This window comes from Streptomyces sp. CA-251247, assembly GCF_050952975.1.
GTDB classification, from domain to species: domain Bacteria; phylum Actinomycetota; class Actinomycetes; order Streptomycetales; family Streptomycetaceae; genus Streptomyces; species Streptomyces achmelvichensis.
The window spans coordinates 3,941,538-3,958,552 of sequence record NZ_CP191861.1 but is presented as its reverse complement, the minus strand read 5'-3'; the positions used below and the strand labels follow the sequence as shown (position 1 = coordinate 3,958,552).

Sequence of the window (17,015 nt, the reverse complement as noted above, 5' to 3'; positions counted from 1 at the left end):
GTGCGTGATCGTCGGCCGTGCGGACGGGAACGATCTCGGCGGCCCGCGGGCGGCCGCGCAGGGGCGGCGACGGTTGTCAGTGCACCCCGATAACCTCGTAGACGTGTCGTCCCTTGCGCTGTACCGCCGCTACCGCCCCGAGTCGTTCGCCGAGGTCATCGGGCAGGAGCATGTCACTGACCCGCTGCAGCAGGCGCTGCGGAACAACCGGGTCAATCACGCGTACCTGTTCAGTGGTCCGCGCGGTTGCGGCAAGACGACCAGTGCGCGCATCCTCGCGCGCTGTCTCAACTGTGAGCAGGGGCCGACGCCGACCCCCTGCGGCGAGTGCCAGTCCTGCCGCGATCTCGCGAGGAACGGGCCGGGGTCGATCGACGTCATCGAGATCGACGCCGCTTCGCACGGTGGTGTGGACGACGCCCGCGATCTGCGCGAGAAGGCCTTCTTCGGTCCCGCCGGCAGTCGTTACAAGATCTACATCATCGACGAGGCCCACATGGTCACCCCGCAGGGCTTCAACGCTCTGCTGAAGGTGGTCGAGGAGCCCCCGGAGCATCTCAAGTTCATCTTCGCGACCACCGAGCCGGAGAAGGTCATCGGCACGATCCGGTCGCGTACGCACCACTACCCGTTCCGTCTGGTGCCCCCCGGGACGCTGCGCGACTACCTCGGAGAGGTGTGCGGCAAGGAGCAGATCCCCGTCGCGGACGGTGTGCTGCCGCTGGTCGTCCGGGCCGGTGCCGGGTCCGTGCGTGACTCGATGTCCGTGATGGACCAGCTTCTCGCCGGTGCGGCCGAGGAAGGCGTGACGTACGCCATGGCCACCGGACTCCTCGGATACACCGACGGGTCGCTGCTCGACGCGGTCGTGGAGGCCTTCGCCTCGGGCGACGGGGCCGCGGCCTTCGAGGTCGTGGACCAGGTCATCGAGGGCGGCAACGACCCGCGCCGCTTCGTCGCCGACCTCCTGGAGCGGCTGCGCGACCTGGTGATCCTGGCCGCCGTGCCGGACGCCGCCGAGAAGGGCCTCATCGATGCCCCGGTCGATGTCGTCGAGCGGATGCAGGCACAGGCGTCCGTCTTCGGGGCGGCCGAGCTGAGCCGGGCGGCCGATCTCGTCAACACCGGGCTGACCGAGATGCGGGGAGCGAACTCGCCCCGGCTTCAACTGGAGCTGATCTGCGCGCGGGTGCTGCTGCCCGCCGCGTACGACGACGAGCGTTCGATGCAGGCCCGGCTGGACCGGCTGGAGCGCGGCGCGACCTTCTCGGCGGCCGGTCCCGGGCCCGCCATGGGCTACATCCCGGGGCCGGACGCGCAGGCGCACATGCCCGGCCACGAGCCTGCCGGCAGTGGCCCGGCCGCGGCGCGTGCGGCGGCCCGCGGGCCCGTGCCGGACGCACCGCCGGCCGCTCAGCCGCCCTCCGCACCGAACACCGCGCCGCCGGCCGCCGCCCAGTCCGCCCCGGCACCGGAGGAGTACGCCGCGCCCGCGGATCCGCAGCAGGCCACCGGATCCCGCCCCGGCGCCTGGCCCACCGCAGCGGCCCCCGCGTCCGGTTCCGCCCCGGCGCCCGCTCCCGCCTCCGGCTCAGCACCCGATTCCGCGCCCTCGCCCGAGGCCCCGCGCCGGCCCGGCGGCTGGCCCACCGCCTCCGCCCCGGGCCAGGGCGGCACCCCGCCCGCCGCCTCCCGGCCGGCCCCCGCGGCGCAGGCCCCGGCTCAGGAATCCGCCCCCGGCCCCACGGCCGGCATGGCCCAGGGCGCCGGCCAGGTGCGGAACATGTGGCCGGACATCCTGGAGGCCGTGAAGAACCGGCGGCGCTTCACCTGGATCCTGCTCAGCCAGAACGCGCAGGTGGCCGGGTTCGACGGCACCACCCTCCAGCTCGGCTTCATCAACGCCGGCGCCCGCGACAACTTCGCGAGCAGCGGCAGCGAAGAGGTGCTGCGGCAGGCGCTCTCCGAGCAGTTCAACGTGCAGTGGAAGGTCGAGGCGATCGTCGACCCCTCGGGTGGCGTCGGCGGTCCGGGTGGCTCCGGTGGTCCGGGCCCGGGCGGTCCCGGCGGCGGCACCCCGCCGTCCTCCGGTGGCGGGTTCGGCGGCGGCCGGCCCCCGCAGTCCGGTTTCGCCCCCCAGAGCTCCGCCCCGCAGGCTTCCGCGGCCGCGCCCGCCCCTGCGCCGCAGCCCGCGCAGGCCCCGCCCCGCCCGCCCCGGGCCGCGGCCGCCCCCGAGCCCTCGCACACCTCCGCGCCCGCACACACCTCGCCGTCCGTCCGTATCGAGGACGACGTGCCCGAGGACGACGACCCCGACCTGGTCGACTCCGCACTCTCCGGTCACGACCTGATCGTGCGCGAGCTGGGAGCCACGGTCGTGGAGGAATACACGAACGAATAGGGCCCCGTCCTTCGGAGGCCCGTACAGGACGAGCTGCGCACGGCGGTTAGGCTGGCTGCCGTGAAGGTCCTCGTCATCGGCGGCGGCGCCCGCGAACACGCCCTGTGCCGCTCTCTCTCACTCGACCCCGACGTCACCGCTGTGCACTGCGCGCCCGGAAACGCCGGCATCGGCGAGGTCGCCGAGCTGCACCCGGTCGACGCCATGGACGGCGCGGCCGTGGCCCGGCTCGCCACCGAACTGGCTGCCGGGCTCGTCGTCGTCGGTCCGGAGGCCCCGCTGGTCGCGGGCGTCGCCGACGCCGTGCGCGCGGCGGGCATCCCCTGCTTCGGCCCCTCCCGTGAGGCCGCCGAGCTGGAGGGATCCAAGGCCTTCGCCAAAGCCGTCATGGCGGCCGCCGCGGTGCCCACGGCCCGCAGTTATGTCTGTACGACGCCCGAGGAGATCGACGAGGCGCTCGACGCCTTCGGTGCCCCGTACGTCGTGAAGGACGACGGCCTCGCCGCCGGCAAGGGCGTCGTGGTCACCCACGACCTCGGTGCGGCTCGTGAGCACGCGCTGGCCTGCGGCCGGGTGGTGATCGAGGAGTTCCTCGACGGACCCGAGGTCTCGCTCTTCGCGATCACCGACGGCCGGACCGTCGTGCCGCTCAGCCCCGCGCAGGACTTCAAGCGCGCCCTCGACGGCGACGAAGGCCCCAACACCGGCGGCATGGGTGCGTACTCGCCACTGCCGTGGGCCGACCCCAAGCTGGTCGACGAGGTCATGGAGACGGTCCTCCAGCCGACCGTCGACGAACTGCGCCGCCGCGGTACGCCGTTCTCCGGACTGCTGTACGCGGGCCTGGCGATCACCTCGCGCGGCGTCCGCGTCATCGAGTTCAACGCGCGCTTCGGCGACCCCGAGACCCAGGTGGTCCTCGCCCGGCTGAAGACACCGCTCGGCGGACTGCTGCTGCACGCCGCCGACGGCACCCTCGACCTCCAGCCGCCGCTGCGCTGGCGCGACGAGGCCGCCGTGACGGTGGTCGTCGCCTCGCACAACTACCCGGACACCCCGCGCACCGGCGACCCGATCGAGGGCCTGGACGAGGTCGCGGCGAAGGATGCGCCGCACGCGTACGTCCTGCACGCCGGGACCCGGCACGACGGTGACGCCGTCGTGAGCGCCGGTGGCCGGGTGCTCTCGGTCACCGCGACCGGGAAGGACCTCCACGAGGCACGGGAACGCGCCTACGCCGCGGTGGGCCGGATCCGGCTGGACGGTTCGCAGCACCGGACCGACATCGCCCGCAAGGTCGCGGAGGAGTAGACCCCCGAGCGAAGGCGGGCCGCCGACAGGCGCTCTGCATGGCCGCCGGGACCCCCGGGCGAGCCAGGCCGTCGAACAGGCCCCGCAAGCCAGCCGAGGAGCAACCCCCCCGGCGGGCCCCTCCGTACGGCCCGGACGCCAGGTGCCCCCGCGCACGACAGCCGGGGGCGCCTCCACGCAGAGGCACCCCCCTCCACGCAAGCCCGCGCAGGAGTGAACCCCCAGCCCCGCGATTCCGTCATCACCTATGCCCAGAGCCATTCCATCGAGTGACGGCTGAGCCATCCGGATGACGCCCGCCGAAGCCCCAACTATGGTGCGGCGCAAGCGTTCCGGCACTTGGCCCACCGGCATTGCGATGTCACTGGCGGGTGCCACAGTGGGTGAGTGACCTACACCGTCGCAGGGCAGAGGGGGTGAGAACCGATCGTGTCCGATACCGGTATCGGTGAGTCGATCGGGGCCCAGGCCGCGCGTTCGCGCGCACTGGCCGTGCTGCGCACCCGCGGCAGGGCCCTGGCCGTCGGCCTGCTGCCCGCGGCCGTCGCCGTCGTGCTCTTCGCGGGCGGTGTGTCCGGCCATATGAGCGGCGAAGCCTGGAGCACGGCCCGCTGGGCCGTGGGGATCTTCGCTGTGGTTGTCCTGGTGGTGGTCGCGGTGGTCGCGGCCGTGATCGTGCGGGCCTCGCCCGCGCTCAGCCCCACGGTGGAGCTGTCCGAGCGGGCCGCACCCGATCTGTACCGGCTGGTCAGGGACCTGGCCGACCGTCTCGGCGTGCCTGCGCCCTCCGCGCTGGCCCTCACCCCGGACTGCGACAGCTGGCTCGAGGACCGTACGCACCCGGCCCACGCGATACCCGGAGCGCGCCGCCGGCGTACGACTCAGGCGCCCGTGCTCGTCATCGGGTCGCCCTTCCTGTGGTGGATGCGGGTCGCCGAGCTGCGGGCCCTGCTGGCACCGGTGGTCGCCGGTACCGGCCCCTCTGCGCAGCCCGACATAGCCGCGGCCCGCAGGTTCGTCCGGGGCCTGGACGCGGCGGTCGCGGTCGGCGCGAGTCCCGGCCGGGGTGCGATACGTGCCGCGGCGCTCGGCTTCGTCGGCAGGGTCGCCCGGCTGATGCTGCACAGCTGTCAGAGCCACGCGGCCGAGATGGAGCGCGGGGTCGCCGTTGCGGCGTCCGAGCGCGCACAGGCTGTGGACTACGGCCTGCGGATCGTCGCCCAGGAGCAGGTCGGCCTCGCCTACGCGGGCTGGGACCGGCTGCTGACCCGGGTGGCGCTGCCGGCGTGGCGCATGGGCCGCTGGCCGGCCCGTCTCGACGCGGGCGTCGTCTCGGCCCTCACCGAACTGTCCCGCCGCGACCGTCTCGCCGAAGGCTTCACCTCCCGGCTGGGCGAGCGCCCCGCCTGCGATCTGCTCGAGGAGCCGGGCGCCATCGACGAGGCCGCCTCCCTGCTGGCGGCCCGTCTCTTCCACGGCGGTCCCGCGAAGACGAGCCCCGACTGGTCCCCGGTGGACTGGCAGCAGTACCCGGAAGAGGTCGTCGACCGTAAGTGGCGTACGGAGGCGGCCCGGCTGCACCGGGTCCTGGACGAGCTCGGCGTACCGCAGTCGACCGGTCCGGACGGGCCGACGCTGGACCGCGTGATGGAGCATCTGTCCGGGCGCGGAACGGACACCGGCGACCATCTCGCGGCCGGGATCACCGCCCATGTGGCCCGCGAGGAGGAGGCGGCGCTGCCGGTCGCCAAGAGTCCCGGGGACACGCTGGCCGGCTGGGCCGCTGACCCCCTGCCGCTCTTCCCGCTCCAGCCGCCCCGGACGGGGCGTGAGCTGCTCGCCGACCACGTGACCGCGATGGTCTGCTGCGCCGCGGTCGACACCGCGGGCGCCGTCCCCGGCCTCGACTGGCTCGACGGACCGGCGCTGCTGATCCGCGGCGAACGCTGCGGAGACCTCACGACCCGGGTGCTCAGCCTGACCGAGGACGGTGACGCGGCCCCGCTGCGCACCTGGATCCGCACGCTCGGCGTCCGCCCGGAGAAACCGGTCCGCCTTGTCTGACGCCGGCCCCGGCCGGGCAACCGCCCGCTCCACCGGGCCCGCCCTGCACCGGGCAACCGCCCGCTCTCGTCAATAGCTCACTGCCGCAACAATTAGCGACGAAGGGTGACGGTGCGCGTGCGTTATGTGATGTGCTGGGACCGGCGCTGAACGAACTCGGCGCCTCCACAGTTGTCCTGGGGCATCGAGGGAGGGTGCGGCATGGGGGCGGAGCAGATCAGGCGGTGGGAATCAGGCGCTCTCGCCCACGCCGTCTCGGACCCGTTCGGTCAGGGGCCGCTCCCGTGGCTCCGCGGCAGCGAGCACTACTTCGACGACACCGGTCAGGTCGTGCCGTGGTACGCCGACCCGGACCGGGGCAGAAGCGCCCGCGGCCCCCGCACGGCCGACGACGTCCACCGCCAGATCAAGGGGTTCACGTCCACCGGCGCAGCGGCGCCGGGCGAGGCGCTCGACTTCCACATCACCGTCGATCCCCCGCAGCAGTTCTCGGTCGACGTCTATCGCATCGGGCACTACGCGGGCGACGGCGCCGCCAAGATCACCACCAGTCCCCGGCTCTCCGGCATCGTCCAGCCGCCGCCGCTCGCCGCGGACCGCACCGTCTCCTGCCACCACTGGTGGCTCTCCTGGCGGCTGCAGATCCCCTCGTACTGGTCGGTCGGCGCCTATGTCGCCGTGCTGACCACCCTCGACGGCTACCGCTCCCACATCCCCTTCACCGTCCGCGACGACCACCCCGCGGACCTGCTGCTGCTCCTGCCGGACATCACCTGGCAGGCGTACAACCTCTATCCCGAGGACGGCCGTACCGGCGCGAGTCTCTACCACGCCTGGGACGAGGAGGGCCGGCTCCTCGGTGAGCAGGACGCCGCCGTGACGGTCTCGTTCGACCGGCCGTACGCAGGCGCCGGCCTGCCCCTGCACGTCGGTCATGCCTACGACTTCATCCGCTGGGCCGAGCGGTACGGCTACGACCTCGCCTACGCCGACACCCGCGATCTGCACGCCGGCCGCATCGATCCGACCCGCTACCGCGGCCTGGTCTTTCCGGGCCACGACGAGTACTGGTCGGCGCCCATGCGCCGCACGACCGAGCGTGCCCGCGACCACGGCACCTCGCTCGTCTTCCTCTCCGCCAACACCATGTACTGGCAGGTCGAGCTCGGCCCCTCGCCCTCCGGGGTGCCCGACCGTCTGCTCACCTGCCGCAAGCGCCGCGGGCCCGGCAAACCGGCCCTGTGGCGCGAGGTGGACCGGGCGGAGCAGCAGCTGCTCGGCATCCAGTACGCGGGCCGTGTCCCCGAGCCGCATCCCCTCGTCGTCCGGAACGCGGACCACTGGCTGTGGGAGGCGACCGGCGCAGGTGAGGGCGACGAGCTCGCCGGTCTGGTCGCCGGTGAGGCGGACCGTTACTTCCCGCGCACCGCGCTCCCCGACCACCGGCGCCGCATCCTGCTCGCGCACTCCCCGTACCGGGACAGCGAGGGGGTGGTCCGCCATCAGGAGACCTCCCTGTACCGCGCTCCGTCCGGTGCCCTCGTCTTCGCGTCCGGGACTTTCGCCTGGTCACCGGCGCTGGACCGGCCGGGCCACCGGGACACGCGTGTGCAGCGTGCGACGGCCAATCTGCTGGACCGGATCTGCAAGCGGGACTGACCCGTGTCGAAGACCGCCCTCCGTATGCGGGAGAATCGGACCGCTGGGACAGATATACGGGGAGGAACCGTGTCCGGATTCGTCGAAAAGCCCGAACCGCTTCAGGTGCCGGGCCTGGTGCATCTGCACACCGGCAAGGTGCGCGAGCTGTACCGGAACGAGGCGGGCGACCTCGTGATGGTCGCCAGCGACCGTATCTCCGCCTACGACTGGGTGCTGCCCACCGAGATCCCCGACAAGGGCCGGGTGCTCACACGGCTCTCGCTGTGGTGGTTCGAGCGGCTCTCCGACCTCGTCCCCCACCACGTCCTGAGCACGGAGCTGCCCGAGGGCGCCCCCGCCGACTGGGCGGGCCGCACCCTGGTGTGCAAGTCCCTGCGGATGGTCCCGGTCGAGTGCGTCGCCCGCGGCTATCTCACCGGCTCCGGCCTCGCCGAGTACAAGGAGTCCCGTACGGTCTGCGGCCTCGCGCTTCCCGAGGGCCTCACCGACGGATCGGAGCTCCCGGCCCCGATCTTCACGCCCGCCACCAAGGCGGCCGTCGGCGACCACGACGAGAACGTCAGCTACGAGGAGGTCGCCCGCCAGGTCGGCGCCGAGACCGCGGCCGAGCTGCGGCAGGCGACCCTGGCCGTCTACGGCCGGGCCCGTGACATCGCCCGGGAGCGCGGCATCATCCTCGCGGACACCAAGTTCGAGTTCGGATTCGACGGCGAGAACCTCGTCATCGCGGACGAGGTGCTGACCCCCGACTCCTCGCGGTTCTGGCCGGCGGCCACCTGGGAGCCGGGCCGCGCCCAGCCCTCGTACGACAAGCAGTACGTCCGGGACTGGCTGACCTCGCCCGCGTCCGGCTGGGACCGCCGGAGTGAGCAGCCGCCGCCCGCGCTCCCGCAGGAGGTCGTGGAGGCGACGCGCGCCAAGTACCTGGAGGCCTACGAGCTGCTGACGGGCACCAGCTGGTCGTAGCGCCCGCGGGCCGCGGAGACACGCGGCCCGCAGAGGCACCGGCCCACGGAGACACGAAGAAGGCCCCGGTCCTGAGGACCGGGGCCTTCTTTCCGAGCGGACGACCAGGTTCGAACTGGCGACCTCAACCTTGGCAAGGTTGCGCTCTACCAACTGAGCTACGTCCGCATGCGCCGTGGCGCGGAGCCCACTATACCCAACCTCGCTCGCGTGCGAGACGGACTGCCGTATGCCGGTTCTCCGCACCCAGCTTCGAGGCCGCCGACGACAGATAGTTCCGCACGGTCCCCTGTGACAGGGAGGCCCGTTCCGCGATCTCCGCGACCGGTGAGCCGTCTGCCGCGAGCGTCAGTACTTCCGCCTCCCGGGCGGTCAGCGGCGAGTCCCCGGCGGAGATCGCGTCGGCCGCCAACTCCGGGTCCACATAACGGTTTCCGGCGTGCACGGTACGAATGATCTCCGCGAGCCGCTGGGCACTCAGCGTCTTCGGGACAAAGCCCCGCACACCCGCTGTCAGCGCCCTTTTCAGATGTCCCGGCAGACCGTGGCTGGTGACGATCATCGTCCGGCACATGGGCAGTTCGGCCCGCAGCGATGTGGCCACACTCACACCGTCGGCGCCCGGCATCTGGAGGTCGAGGACCGCGACGTCGGGCCGGTGCGCCAGCGCCATGGCCAGCGCCTCCGAGCCCGAGGCGGCCTCGGCGACGACCACGAGGTCCTCCTCCAGCGCGAGGAGCGCGGCGAGCGCCCCGCGGATCAGATGCTCGTCGTCGGCGAGCAGTACGCGTACGGTCACACCGCCTCCCTCAGGTCAGCTCGTGCCAGCGGTACCCGGGCCGTCAGCCGGAACCGTCCGCCGTCCACCGGCCCCGCCTCCAGGGCGCCCGCCACCGCGGACAGCCGCTCCCGCAGACCGGTCAGGCCCGAGCCCGGGGCGGCGGACACCGGGGCACCCGCTCCGTCGTTCTCGACGACGAGGACGACGCTGTCGTCCGCCGTGTCCACCGCGATCGTGCAACGCCGGGCGTCCCCGTGCCGCAGCACGTTGGTGGTGGCCTCCCGGACCACCCAGCCGAGCGCGGACTGCACGTCGCCGGGCAGGACCGTGTCCCCGGCGGTCACGGTGCAGGCGATGCCGGCGGCCGCCAACACGCCCCGCGCCCCTTCCAGTTCGACGCGCAGATCCGCCTCGCGATAGCCGCGCACCACGTCCCGTACCTCCCGCTGCGACTCCTGCGCGATGCGCTGGACCTCCGTCATCTGGTCGACCGCCTCCGGCCGCTCGCGCCGGGCCAGCTGGACCGCCAGTTCGCTCTTCAGCGCGATGACGGCGAGATTGCGGCCCAGGACGTCGTGCAGATCGCGGCCGAAGCGCAGCCGCTCCTCGGCGACCGCGAGCCGCGCCTGGACGTCCCGCGCCTCCCGCAGCTCCCACATCACCGCCAGTACCCACATCGACGCCCGCGCGGTGAAGGCCATCCACCCGGTGCTGAAGGCGAAGGCAGGGAGGACGATGAGCATCTCCTGAACCGAGCTGCCGGTCGCCGCGAGCAGTCCGGCCACGGCGAGGAGCACACCGAGCTGGACGACGACCGAGACCCGGTTGGGCACGAGCAGACTGTGGACGGTCAGAAAGGGGACGACCGCCGACGCCAGCATGGTGGGCAGCAGCCCTTGGAGATCGACGGTGTACGCCAGCACGGCCACCCCGCAGGCCGTGGCGGCCGTCGCGGCGGCGGCCTGGCCCAGCAGCCGCGGGGGCATCTGCCCCTTGCCCAGATAGACGTCCATCGCATGCCGCACGAGACGGCCGCACAGCACGCCCGCCACGACGCAGCAGAGCAGCGTGGCCAGCTGGACCGGCGTCTGCCCGCCCTGGCGCACGGGCCTGGTCATCAGCAGCAGCGCCAGCCCGAGAGGGCCGATCCAGACGATCAGATGCACGGTGCCGCGGGTGTAGAGGTCCACCTTGGCCAGACCGCTGCGTTTGCTCCATGCCTTCACCGGCACACGTACTCCCGAGGTCAGCGGCGGGGTTCCCAGCGGAACCACCGTTGCACAGCGAACACCGAGACCACGACCCAGGCCAGTGCGGTCACGGCGGCGCCCAGCAGTTCCCCGGAGCCGGTGTCGCCGAGCCAGCCCGCCCGTACGAGCGTCATCGCTCCGGTGAGTGGCAGCAGTTCACAGACCGAGGCGATCTTGTCCGGCAGGACGTCCAGCGGAAACAGCAGGCCGGAGCCCGGCAGGGAGATCAGGAACATCGGCATCGTGGTGATCTGCGAGCTCTCGACGGTCCGGGTGAACGCGGAGGTGGCGGCGGCGAGGGCGGCCATCAGCAGTGTCCCCAGCAGGATGCCGGCGACGAGCAGGTCGGGCCGCCGGGGCGCCCCGAGGTCCAGCAGGGCCATGCCGGCGATCACGATGAGCAGGCACTGCGCGAGTGCGAGCCCGACGGCGGGCAGCGCGGTCCCGGTCAGGATCTCGTGGTCCGGCACCTCTCCGGTGCGCAGCCGCTTGAGCACCAGTTCCTCGCGCCGGGCCACATAGGCCGAGACGAGGTTGAGATGGACGACGAGGATCAGCACCATGCCGATCCCGCCGGTCATCGTCGCCTCGCCGATGCTCATCCCGGCCGGGCCGAGGTCCATGCCGTCCAGCGTCGACGCCATCAGCATGATCATCGCCGGGGGCATCAGCAGGGCCACGAAGAGCGTGGTCCGGTTGCGTACGAGGAGGGTCAGCTCGGCGCGCCCGAGCGCATTGAGCCTGCGGGTGGTGGCGCTCATGTCACACCCCTGCCGTTTCGGTCTGCGCGATGTCGAGGAAGGCGTCTTCGAGGGAGGCGGAGCGGGCGTCGAGCGATTCGAGGCGTACGTCCGACTCCCGTGCCCAGCGCAGCAGTTCGCCGAGGTCGTCCTGGAGGTCGTGCGTACGGATCTCGACGCGGCGGCCCATGGCGCCGGCCTGGAGCGACAGCGGCAGCCGTCCGGCCGGGAAGCCCTCGGGGAGCAGGAAGCGGATCCTGGCGGGCCGGGACGCCGTCACCTCGGCGGGGGTGCCGCCGGTCACGATCCGCCCCCGGTGCATGATCGCCAGCCGGTCGGCCAGCGACTCGGCCTCCTCCAGATAGTGCGTGGTCAGCAGCACGGTGGTGCCGCCCTCCCGCAGGGCGCGCACCAACTCCCAGGTGTCGCGCCGCCCTTCGGCGTCCAGGCCGGTCGTCGGCTCGTCGAGGAAGAGCACCTCGGGCCGTCCGAGCAGCGCCAGCGCCAGATCCAGCCGCCGCCGCTCACCGCCCGAGAGCTGCTTGACGCGGACGCCGGCCCGCATCCCGAGCCCGACGAGTTCCAGGGCTTCCGGGACGGGCCGCGCTCCGGTGGTGCAACCGGCCCACATGCGGGCGGTCTCGGCGACCGTGAGATCGGAGGGGAAGCCGCCTTCCTGGAGCATGACCCCGATCCTGGGCCGGACAGCGGTGCGGTCGCGGTACGGGTCGTGGCCGAGGACCTGTACGGTCCCGCCGGTCGGCCGGGCGAGTCCTTCGAGCAGTTCGACGGTGGAGGTCTTGCCGGCGCCGTTCGTCCCGAGCAGCGCGAAGATCTCGCCGCGCGGGACGGAGAAGGAGATCCCGCTCACGGCCTCGAAGCCCCCGGCGTAGGAGCGCCGGACCTGCTCGGCCCTGATCACGTGGTCGTCTGTGGTCATGTCTCAAGGCTTCCGCCCGGACGGGCCCACGAGCAGTGCGCCCTGTCATCGGCCCCGATGACAAATGTCATGGGCGCGGCAGGCGGTCCGGGACCGCCGGGCGTACGGGAAACGACGAAGGCCCTGGTCGATGACCAGGGCCTTCATTCCGGAGCGGACGACCAGGTTCGAACTGGCGACCTCAACCTTGGCAAGGTTGCGCTCTACCAACTGAGCTACGTCCGCATTGCTCCCGCTCAGCTCTCACTGGGCGGTGCCGCATCACCTTACCCGATCCCCGTGAGAGGACGGTAAAGCGATGAGAGCGGGTGACAGGAATTGCACACTGCGCCTTCCCCCTGGAAGGGGGATGTTCTACTACTGAACTACACCCGCACGCTGCGTGAGGTGGGGCCTTGCGGCCTCGCCCCTCGGCGTGCTCCAGACTCTAGCCGAACAGCAGGGGTGCTGTGCAACTCGGACCGCGCGCGGTCCGGCGCGCGGTGCTCAACTCGCCTCGCGGAACGCCTCGTAGACCGCCTTCGGGATGCGTCCGCGCGCGGGCACGTCCATCTTGTTGGACTGCGCCCACGCCCGTACGGCGGCCGGCGCCGGCTCGAGCGAGGTGTGCGTGTAGGCGGTGCGGGCCCGGCCGCGTCTGCCGGCGTCTCTCTGCTTCCGGCCGGCCGCGACGTACGGGGCCAGCGCCTTGCGCAGTTTCTTTGCATTGGCGGGATTGAGGTCGATCTCGTACGACTTCCCGTCCAGGGCGAACGTGACCGTTTCCGCCGCTTCTCCGCCGTCGATGTCGTCGAAGAGCGCGACCACTACTCGCTGAGCCACGGATATCGGTCCTTTCCCTGCGGTGTCACCCGTTCTGACATGCGGTGCCACCGACTTTCCGGCTGCCGAGGGGCAAAGCTGCTTTCCTCTGTATTCCTTTGTACAGCGGCCGACGACACATTGTGAAGCCCACTCAATTACATGCGCGTGTCTGGAGCAATGCCGGGCGGGATATTTTTCCTGGATTTTCTCCGTGCGTTACCCAGGATGTTCTCCGGATATCTACGCGAGTAGATTTTCTGGCCGGGTACGCTGAGGGAACCGCCCTCGCAACACACCACCGGGAGTGCCCGTGGCACGCGTCGTAGTCGACGTCATGCTCAAGTCCGAGATCCTCGACCCCCAGGGACAGGCAGTTCAGCGCGCACTGCCCCGTCTCGGATTCGACGGCATCGCGGACGTACGTCAGGGAAAGCGTTTCGAGCTGGAGGTGGAGGGGCCGGTCGACGACGCCGCCCTCGCCCGCATCCACGAGATGGCCGAAACGTTCCTCGCCAACACCGTCATCGAGGACTTCGTCGTAAAGGTGGAGTCGTGACAGCTCGCATCGGAGTCGTCACTTTCCCCGGAACGCTCGACGACCGGGACAGCCTGCGTGCCGTGCGTCTCGCCGGTGCCGAGCCCGTCTCCCTCTGGCACCGCGACAAGGACCTCAAGCAGGTCGACGCCGTGGTCCTCGCCGGAGGATTCTCCTACGGGGACTATCTGCGCGCCGGAGCCATCTCCCGGTTCTCGCCGGTGATGGAGACGCTCATCGAGCAGGCCAGGGCGGGACTGCCGGTCCTCGGTATCTGCAACGGCTTCCAGATCCTCACCGAGTCGCATCTGCTGCCGGGCGCGATGCTGCGCAACAACCACCTCCACTTCATCTGCCGCGACCAGAAGCTCCGGGTGGAGAACGCGACGACCGCGTGGACCGCCGACTACGAGGCGGGCCAGGAGATCTCCGTACCGCTGAAGAACATCGACGGCCGTTACGTGGCCGCCGAGCGGGTCCTCGACGAGCTCGAGGCCGAGGGCCGGGTGGCCTTCCGCTACCTCGACGGGAATCCGAACGGCTCGCTCCGTGACATCGCCGGCATCACCAATGCCGAGGGCAATGTCGTCGGCCTGATGCCGCACCCCGAGCACGCTGTCGAGCCGCTGGTCGGCACCGGCCGCACCGACGGCCTCGCGTTCTTCACCTCGATCATCAAGAAGCTGGTCACCGTATGACCCTCGACACCGTCAAGCACGCCACCGAGACGCCGGACGTCGACCAGCCCTGGGCCGAACTGGGCCTGAAGCAGGACGAGTACGCGCGGATCAACGAGATCCTCGGCCGCCGTCCCACCGGCGCCGAGCTCGCGATGTACTCCGTCATGTGGTCGGAGCACTGCTCGTACAAGTCCAGCAAGGTCCATCTCAAGCAGTTCGGTGAGAAGGTCCCCGAGAACGACGCCATGCTCGTCGGCATCGGCGAGAACGCCGGCGTCGTCGACGTCGGCCAGGGGTACGCGGTCACCTTCAAGGTCGAGTCGCACAATCACCCCAGCTACATCGAGCCCTACCAGGGCGCTGCCACCGGTGTCGGCGGCATCGTCCGCGACATCCTCGCGATGGGCGCGCGCCCCGTGGCCGTCGTCGACCCGCTGCGCTTCGGCGCAGCCGACCACCCCGACACCAAGCGGGTGCTGCCCGGTGTCGTCGCGGGCATCGGCGGCTACGGAAACTGTCTGGGCCTGCCCAACATCGGCGGCGAGGTCGTCTTCGACTCCTGCTACCAGGGCAACCCGCTGGTCAACGCCGGCTGCATCGGTGTGATGAAGCACGAGGACATCCACCTCGCGCAGGCCTCGGGGCCCGGCAACAAGGTCATCCTCTACGGCGCCCGTACCGGCGGCGACGGCATCGGCGGTGTCTCGGTCCTCGCGTCCGAGACCTTCGACGCGACCGGACCCGCCAAGCGCCCCGCCGTCCAGGTCGGCGACCCCTTCCAGGAGAAGCTCCTCATCGAGTGCACCCTGGAGATCTTCCGCGAGCACCTCGTCGCCGGCATCCAGGACCTCGGCGGCGCCGGGCTGTCCTGCGCCACCAGTGAGCTGGCGAGCGCCGGCTCCGGCGGCATGCGGGTCGAGCTCGACACCGTGCCGCTGCGCGACTCCTCGCTCTCGCCCGAGGAGATCCTCATGAGCGAGTCGCAGGAGCGCATGTGCGCGGTGGTCGAGCCGGACAAGGTCGACCGCTTCCTGGAGATCTGCGAGAAGTGGGACGTCATCGCCACCGTCATCGGTGAGGTGACCGAGGGCGAGCGGCTGGAGATCTTCTGGCACGGCGAGCAGATCGTGGACGTACCGCCGCGGTCCGTGGCGCACGACGGCCCGGTCTACCACCGGCCGTACGCCCGTCCCGAGTGGCAGGACGCCCTCCAGGCCGACGACGCGGGCAAGCTGCCGCGTCCGTCGACCTCGCAGGAGCTGCGCGAGCAGGTCCTGCGGCTGGTCGCGTCGCCGAACCAGGCCTCGAAGGCCTGGATCACCGACCAGTACGACCGCTTCGTGCAGGGCAACACCGTCCTGGCGCAGCCCGAGGACGCGGGCATGGTCCGGATCGACGAGGAGTCGAACCTGGGCGTGGCCATGGCGACCGACGGCAACGGCCGGTACGCCAAGCTCGACCCGTACACGGGTGCGCAGCTCGCGCTGGCGGAGGCGTACCGCAATGTCGCCGCCTCCGGCGCCAAGCCGCTCGCCATCTCCGACTGCCTGAACTTCGGTTCGCCCGAGGACCCGGCCGTCATGTGGCAGTTCGCCGAGGCCACCCGTGGTCTCGCGGACGGCTGCCTCCAGCTCGGCACCCCGGTCACGGGCGGCAATGTGTCGCTCTACAACCAGACCGGTGAGACGGCGATCCACCCGACGCCGGTCGTGGCCGTGCTCGGTGTGATCGACGACGTCACGCGCCGTACGCCCATCGCGTTCGCGGAGGAGGGGCAGCTGCTGTACCTCCTCGGGGACACGAAGGAGGAGTTCGGCGGCTCTGCCTGGTCGCAGGTCGTCCACGACCACCTCGGCGGGATGCCGCCGGCCGTGGACCTGGACCGCGAGAAGCTGCTCGGCGAGATACTGATCTCGGCCTCCCGCGACGGCATGATCGACGCGGCGCACGACCTGTCCGACGGCGGTCTGATCCAGGCGGTCGTCGAGTCCTGCCTGCGCGGCCGGACGGGTGCGCGGCTGGTCGTTCCCGACGGTCTGGACGCCTTCACCTTCCTGTTCAGCGAGTCGGCGGGGCGCGCGGTCGTCTCGGTGCCGCGCAGCGAGGAGCTCCGTTTCACCGACATGTGCGGTGCGCGGGGCCTGCCGGTGACCCGTATCGGTGTCGTGGACGGTGACGAGATCGAGGTTCAGGGCGAGTTCGGCATCGCGCTGAGCGAGCTGCGCACGGCGCACGAGGAGACGATCCCGGGTCTGCTGGTCTGACCACAGCATCCGCTGAGCCCCTGCCCCCTTCCGGGGGCGGGGGCTCCGTCGTGTCCGGACGCCGCTTCTGCTGCGATCGTTGCGCGAGATTACGTAATTACGTATGTTGTCATCATGGAACTGGAAGAGCGGGTCGCCGCGCTGGAACGCCGGCTCGCCGCCCTGGAGCAGGCGGACCGTGCGGCCCCCCGGCTGGGCGAGGGCGACTTCTGGGCGCTGGAAGGCCTCAAGGAGCAGCTCGCCGAGGCCGGCGCGCAGACCGGGGGCGTGCTGTTCACCGGGGCCGTACGGCTGCCGACCCAGGAGCAGTACGAATGGCAGTACGGCCTGCTGAGCGAGCAGCTGCTCGACGGCGACTGGTCGGACGCCGCCGACTCCTTCGCCGCTCTCGGCCACGCCGTACGGCTGCGGCTGCTGCGCGAGATCCTCGGCGGCCGGCGCACCGCGGCCGAGCTCACCGAGCTCGAAGGGCTCGGCACGACCGGCCAGATCTACCACCACCTGCGCCAGCTGACCTCCGCGGGCTGGCTGCACACCGCGAGCCGGGGCCGCTACGAGGTGCCGGGAGCGCGGGTGGTGCCGCTCCTGGTCGTGCTCGCCGCGGCCCGCCCGTAGCG

The 17,015-nt window shown here is 71.5% G+C and carries 14 protein-coding genes and 3 tRNA genes; 9 read left to right on the top strand and 8 right to left on the bottom strand.

Annotated features, from left to right (window positions below):
* Positions 1-103 precede the first annotated feature (103 nt).
* The 5 genes from ACQPWZ_RS17365 (at position 104) to ACQPWZ_RS17345 (ending at position 8,404) form a co-directional block, all read left to right on the top strand.
* Positions 104-2,401, top strand: a complete 2,298-nt coding sequence (locus ACQPWZ_RS17365) for a DNA polymerase III subunit gamma and tau (RefSeq protein WP_433571789.1) — start codon at positions 104-106, stop codon at positions 2,399-2,401.
* Positions 2,402-2,461: 60 nt separating this feature from the next.
* A complete protein-coding gene (gene purD / locus ACQPWZ_RS17360; protein WP_405570949.1) occupies positions 2,462-3,712 on the top strand; it encodes a phosphoribosylamine--glycine ligase in 1,251 nt (416 codons plus the stop codon).
* 429 nt (positions 3,713-4,141) lie between these two features.
* Complete coding sequence (locus ACQPWZ_RS17355) at positions 4,142-5,776, top strand: hypothetical protein (RefSeq protein WP_433571788.1); 1,635 nt, start codon at positions 4,142-4,144, stop codon at positions 5,774-5,776.
* 201 nt (positions 5,777-5,977) lie between these two features.
* On the top strand, positions 5,978-7,435 hold the full coding sequence (locus tag ACQPWZ_RS17350) for a N,N-dimethylformamidase beta subunit family domain-containing protein (RefSeq protein WP_340473967.1): 1,458 nt from the start codon (positions 5,978-5,980) through the stop codon (positions 7,433-7,435).
* Between the two features lie 69 nt (positions 7,436-7,504).
* A complete protein-coding gene (locus tag ACQPWZ_RS17345; protein WP_433571787.1) occupies positions 7,505-8,404 on the top strand; it encodes a phosphoribosylaminoimidazolesuccinocarboxamide synthase in 900 nt (299 codons plus the stop codon).
* Positions 8,405-8,499: 95 nt separating this feature from the next.
* Here ACQPWZ_RS17345 and ACQPWZ_RS17340 read toward each other — a convergent pair.
* From ACQPWZ_RS17340 to ACQPWZ_RS17305, 8 genes are all read right to left on the bottom strand, one after another.
* Positions 8,500-8,572: transfer RNA gene (locus ACQPWZ_RS17340), tRNA-Gly, on the bottom strand.
* Positions 8,573-8,594: 22 nt separating this feature from the next.
* The gene (locus ACQPWZ_RS17335; RefSeq protein WP_340473965.1) at positions 8,595-9,203 is read right to left on the bottom strand and encodes a response regulator transcription factor; all 609 of its coding nucleotides are present in this window, start codon (positions 9,201-9,203) and stop codon (positions 8,595-8,597) included.
* Positions 9,200-10,417 carry a sensor histidine kinase gene (locus tag ACQPWZ_RS17330; protein WP_433571786.1) on the bottom strand — a complete coding sequence of 406 codons (1,218 nt, stop codon included), beginning with the start codon at positions 10,415-10,417 and terminating at the stop codon, positions 9,200-9,202. Before ACQPWZ_RS17330 ends, ACQPWZ_RS17335 begins: the two co-directional genes overlap by 4 nt.
* Positions 10,418-10,431: 14 nt before the next feature.
* Entirely contained in the window at positions 10,432-11,196 is a 765-nt protein-coding gene (locus ACQPWZ_RS17325) for an ABC transporter permease (protein WP_433571785.1), read from the bottom strand.
* 1 nt (position 11,197) lies between these two features.
* Positions 11,198-12,115 (bottom strand): ABC transporter ATP-binding protein, encoded by a 918-nt coding sequence (locus ACQPWZ_RS17320; RefSeq protein ID WP_433571784.1) that lies wholly within the window; start codon positions 12,113-12,115, stop codon positions 11,198-11,200.
* 152 nt (positions 12,116-12,267) lie between these two features.
* A tRNA-Gly gene (locus ACQPWZ_RS17315) sits at positions 12,268-12,340 on the bottom strand.
* A 78-nt stretch (positions 12,341-12,418) separates the two neighbouring features.
* Positions 12,419-12,490 (bottom strand) — tRNA-Gly (locus ACQPWZ_RS17310).
* A 111-nt stretch (positions 12,491-12,601) separates the two neighbouring features.
* Positions 12,602-12,937: a histone-like nucleoid-structuring protein Lsr2 gene (locus ACQPWZ_RS17305; RefSeq protein WP_313945460.1), complete on the bottom strand. Its 336-nt coding sequence runs from the start codon at positions 12,935-12,937 to the stop codon at positions 12,602-12,604.
* 292 nt (positions 12,938-13,229) lie between these two features.
* Here ACQPWZ_RS17305 and purS point away from each other — a divergent pair, with 292 nt between their 5' ends.
* The 4 genes from purS (at position 13,230) to ACQPWZ_RS17285 (ending at position 17,013) form a co-directional block, all read left to right on the top strand.
* Positions 13,230-13,475, top strand: a complete 246-nt coding sequence (purS, locus tag ACQPWZ_RS17300) for a phosphoribosylformylglycinamidine synthase subunit PurS (protein WP_340473962.1) — start codon at positions 13,230-13,232, stop codon at positions 13,473-13,475.
* Positions 13,472-14,152, top strand: coding sequence for a phosphoribosylformylglycinamidine synthase subunit PurQ (purQ, locus tag ACQPWZ_RS17295; protein ID WP_340473961.1), 681 nt, complete (start codon positions 13,472-13,474; stop codon positions 14,150-14,152). Before purS ends, purQ begins: the two co-directional genes overlap by 4 nt.
* A complete protein-coding gene (purL, locus tag ACQPWZ_RS17290; protein ID WP_340473960.1) occupies positions 14,149-16,398 on the top strand; it encodes a phosphoribosylformylglycinamidine synthase subunit PurL in 2,250 nt (749 codons plus the stop codon). The genes purQ and purL overlap by 4 nt, the downstream gene beginning before the upstream one ends.
* A 114-nt stretch (positions 16,399-16,512) precedes the next feature.
* Complete coding sequence (locus ACQPWZ_RS17285) at positions 16,513-17,013, top strand: ArsR/SmtB family transcription factor (RefSeq protein ID WP_433571783.1); 501 nt, start codon at positions 16,513-16,515, stop codon at positions 17,011-17,013.
* Positions 17,014-17,015: the final 2 nt, after the last annotated feature.

Bases quoted from the DNA above. Each gene is read 5' to 3' on its own strand.
- ACQPWZ_RS17325 (WP_433571785.1), bottom strand. From the start codon at position 11,196: ATGAGCGCCACCACCCGCAGGCTCAATGCGCTCGGGCGCGCCGAGCTG.
- ACQPWZ_RS17320 (WP_433571784.1), bottom strand. From the start codon at position 12,115: ATGACCACAGACGACCACGTGATCAGGGCCGAGCAGGTCCGGCGCTCC.
- ACQPWZ_RS17350 (WP_340473967.1), top strand. From the start codon at position 5,978: ATGGGGGCGGAGCAGATCAGGCGGTGGGAATCAGGCGCTCTCGCCCAC.
- purL (WP_340473960.1), top strand. From the start codon at position 14,149: ATGACCCTCGACACCGTCAAGCACGCCACCGAGACGCCGGACGTCGAC.
- ACQPWZ_RS17285 (WP_433571783.1), top strand. From the start codon at position 16,513: ATGGAACTGGAAGAGCGGGTCGCCGCGCTGGAACGCCGGCTCGCCGCC.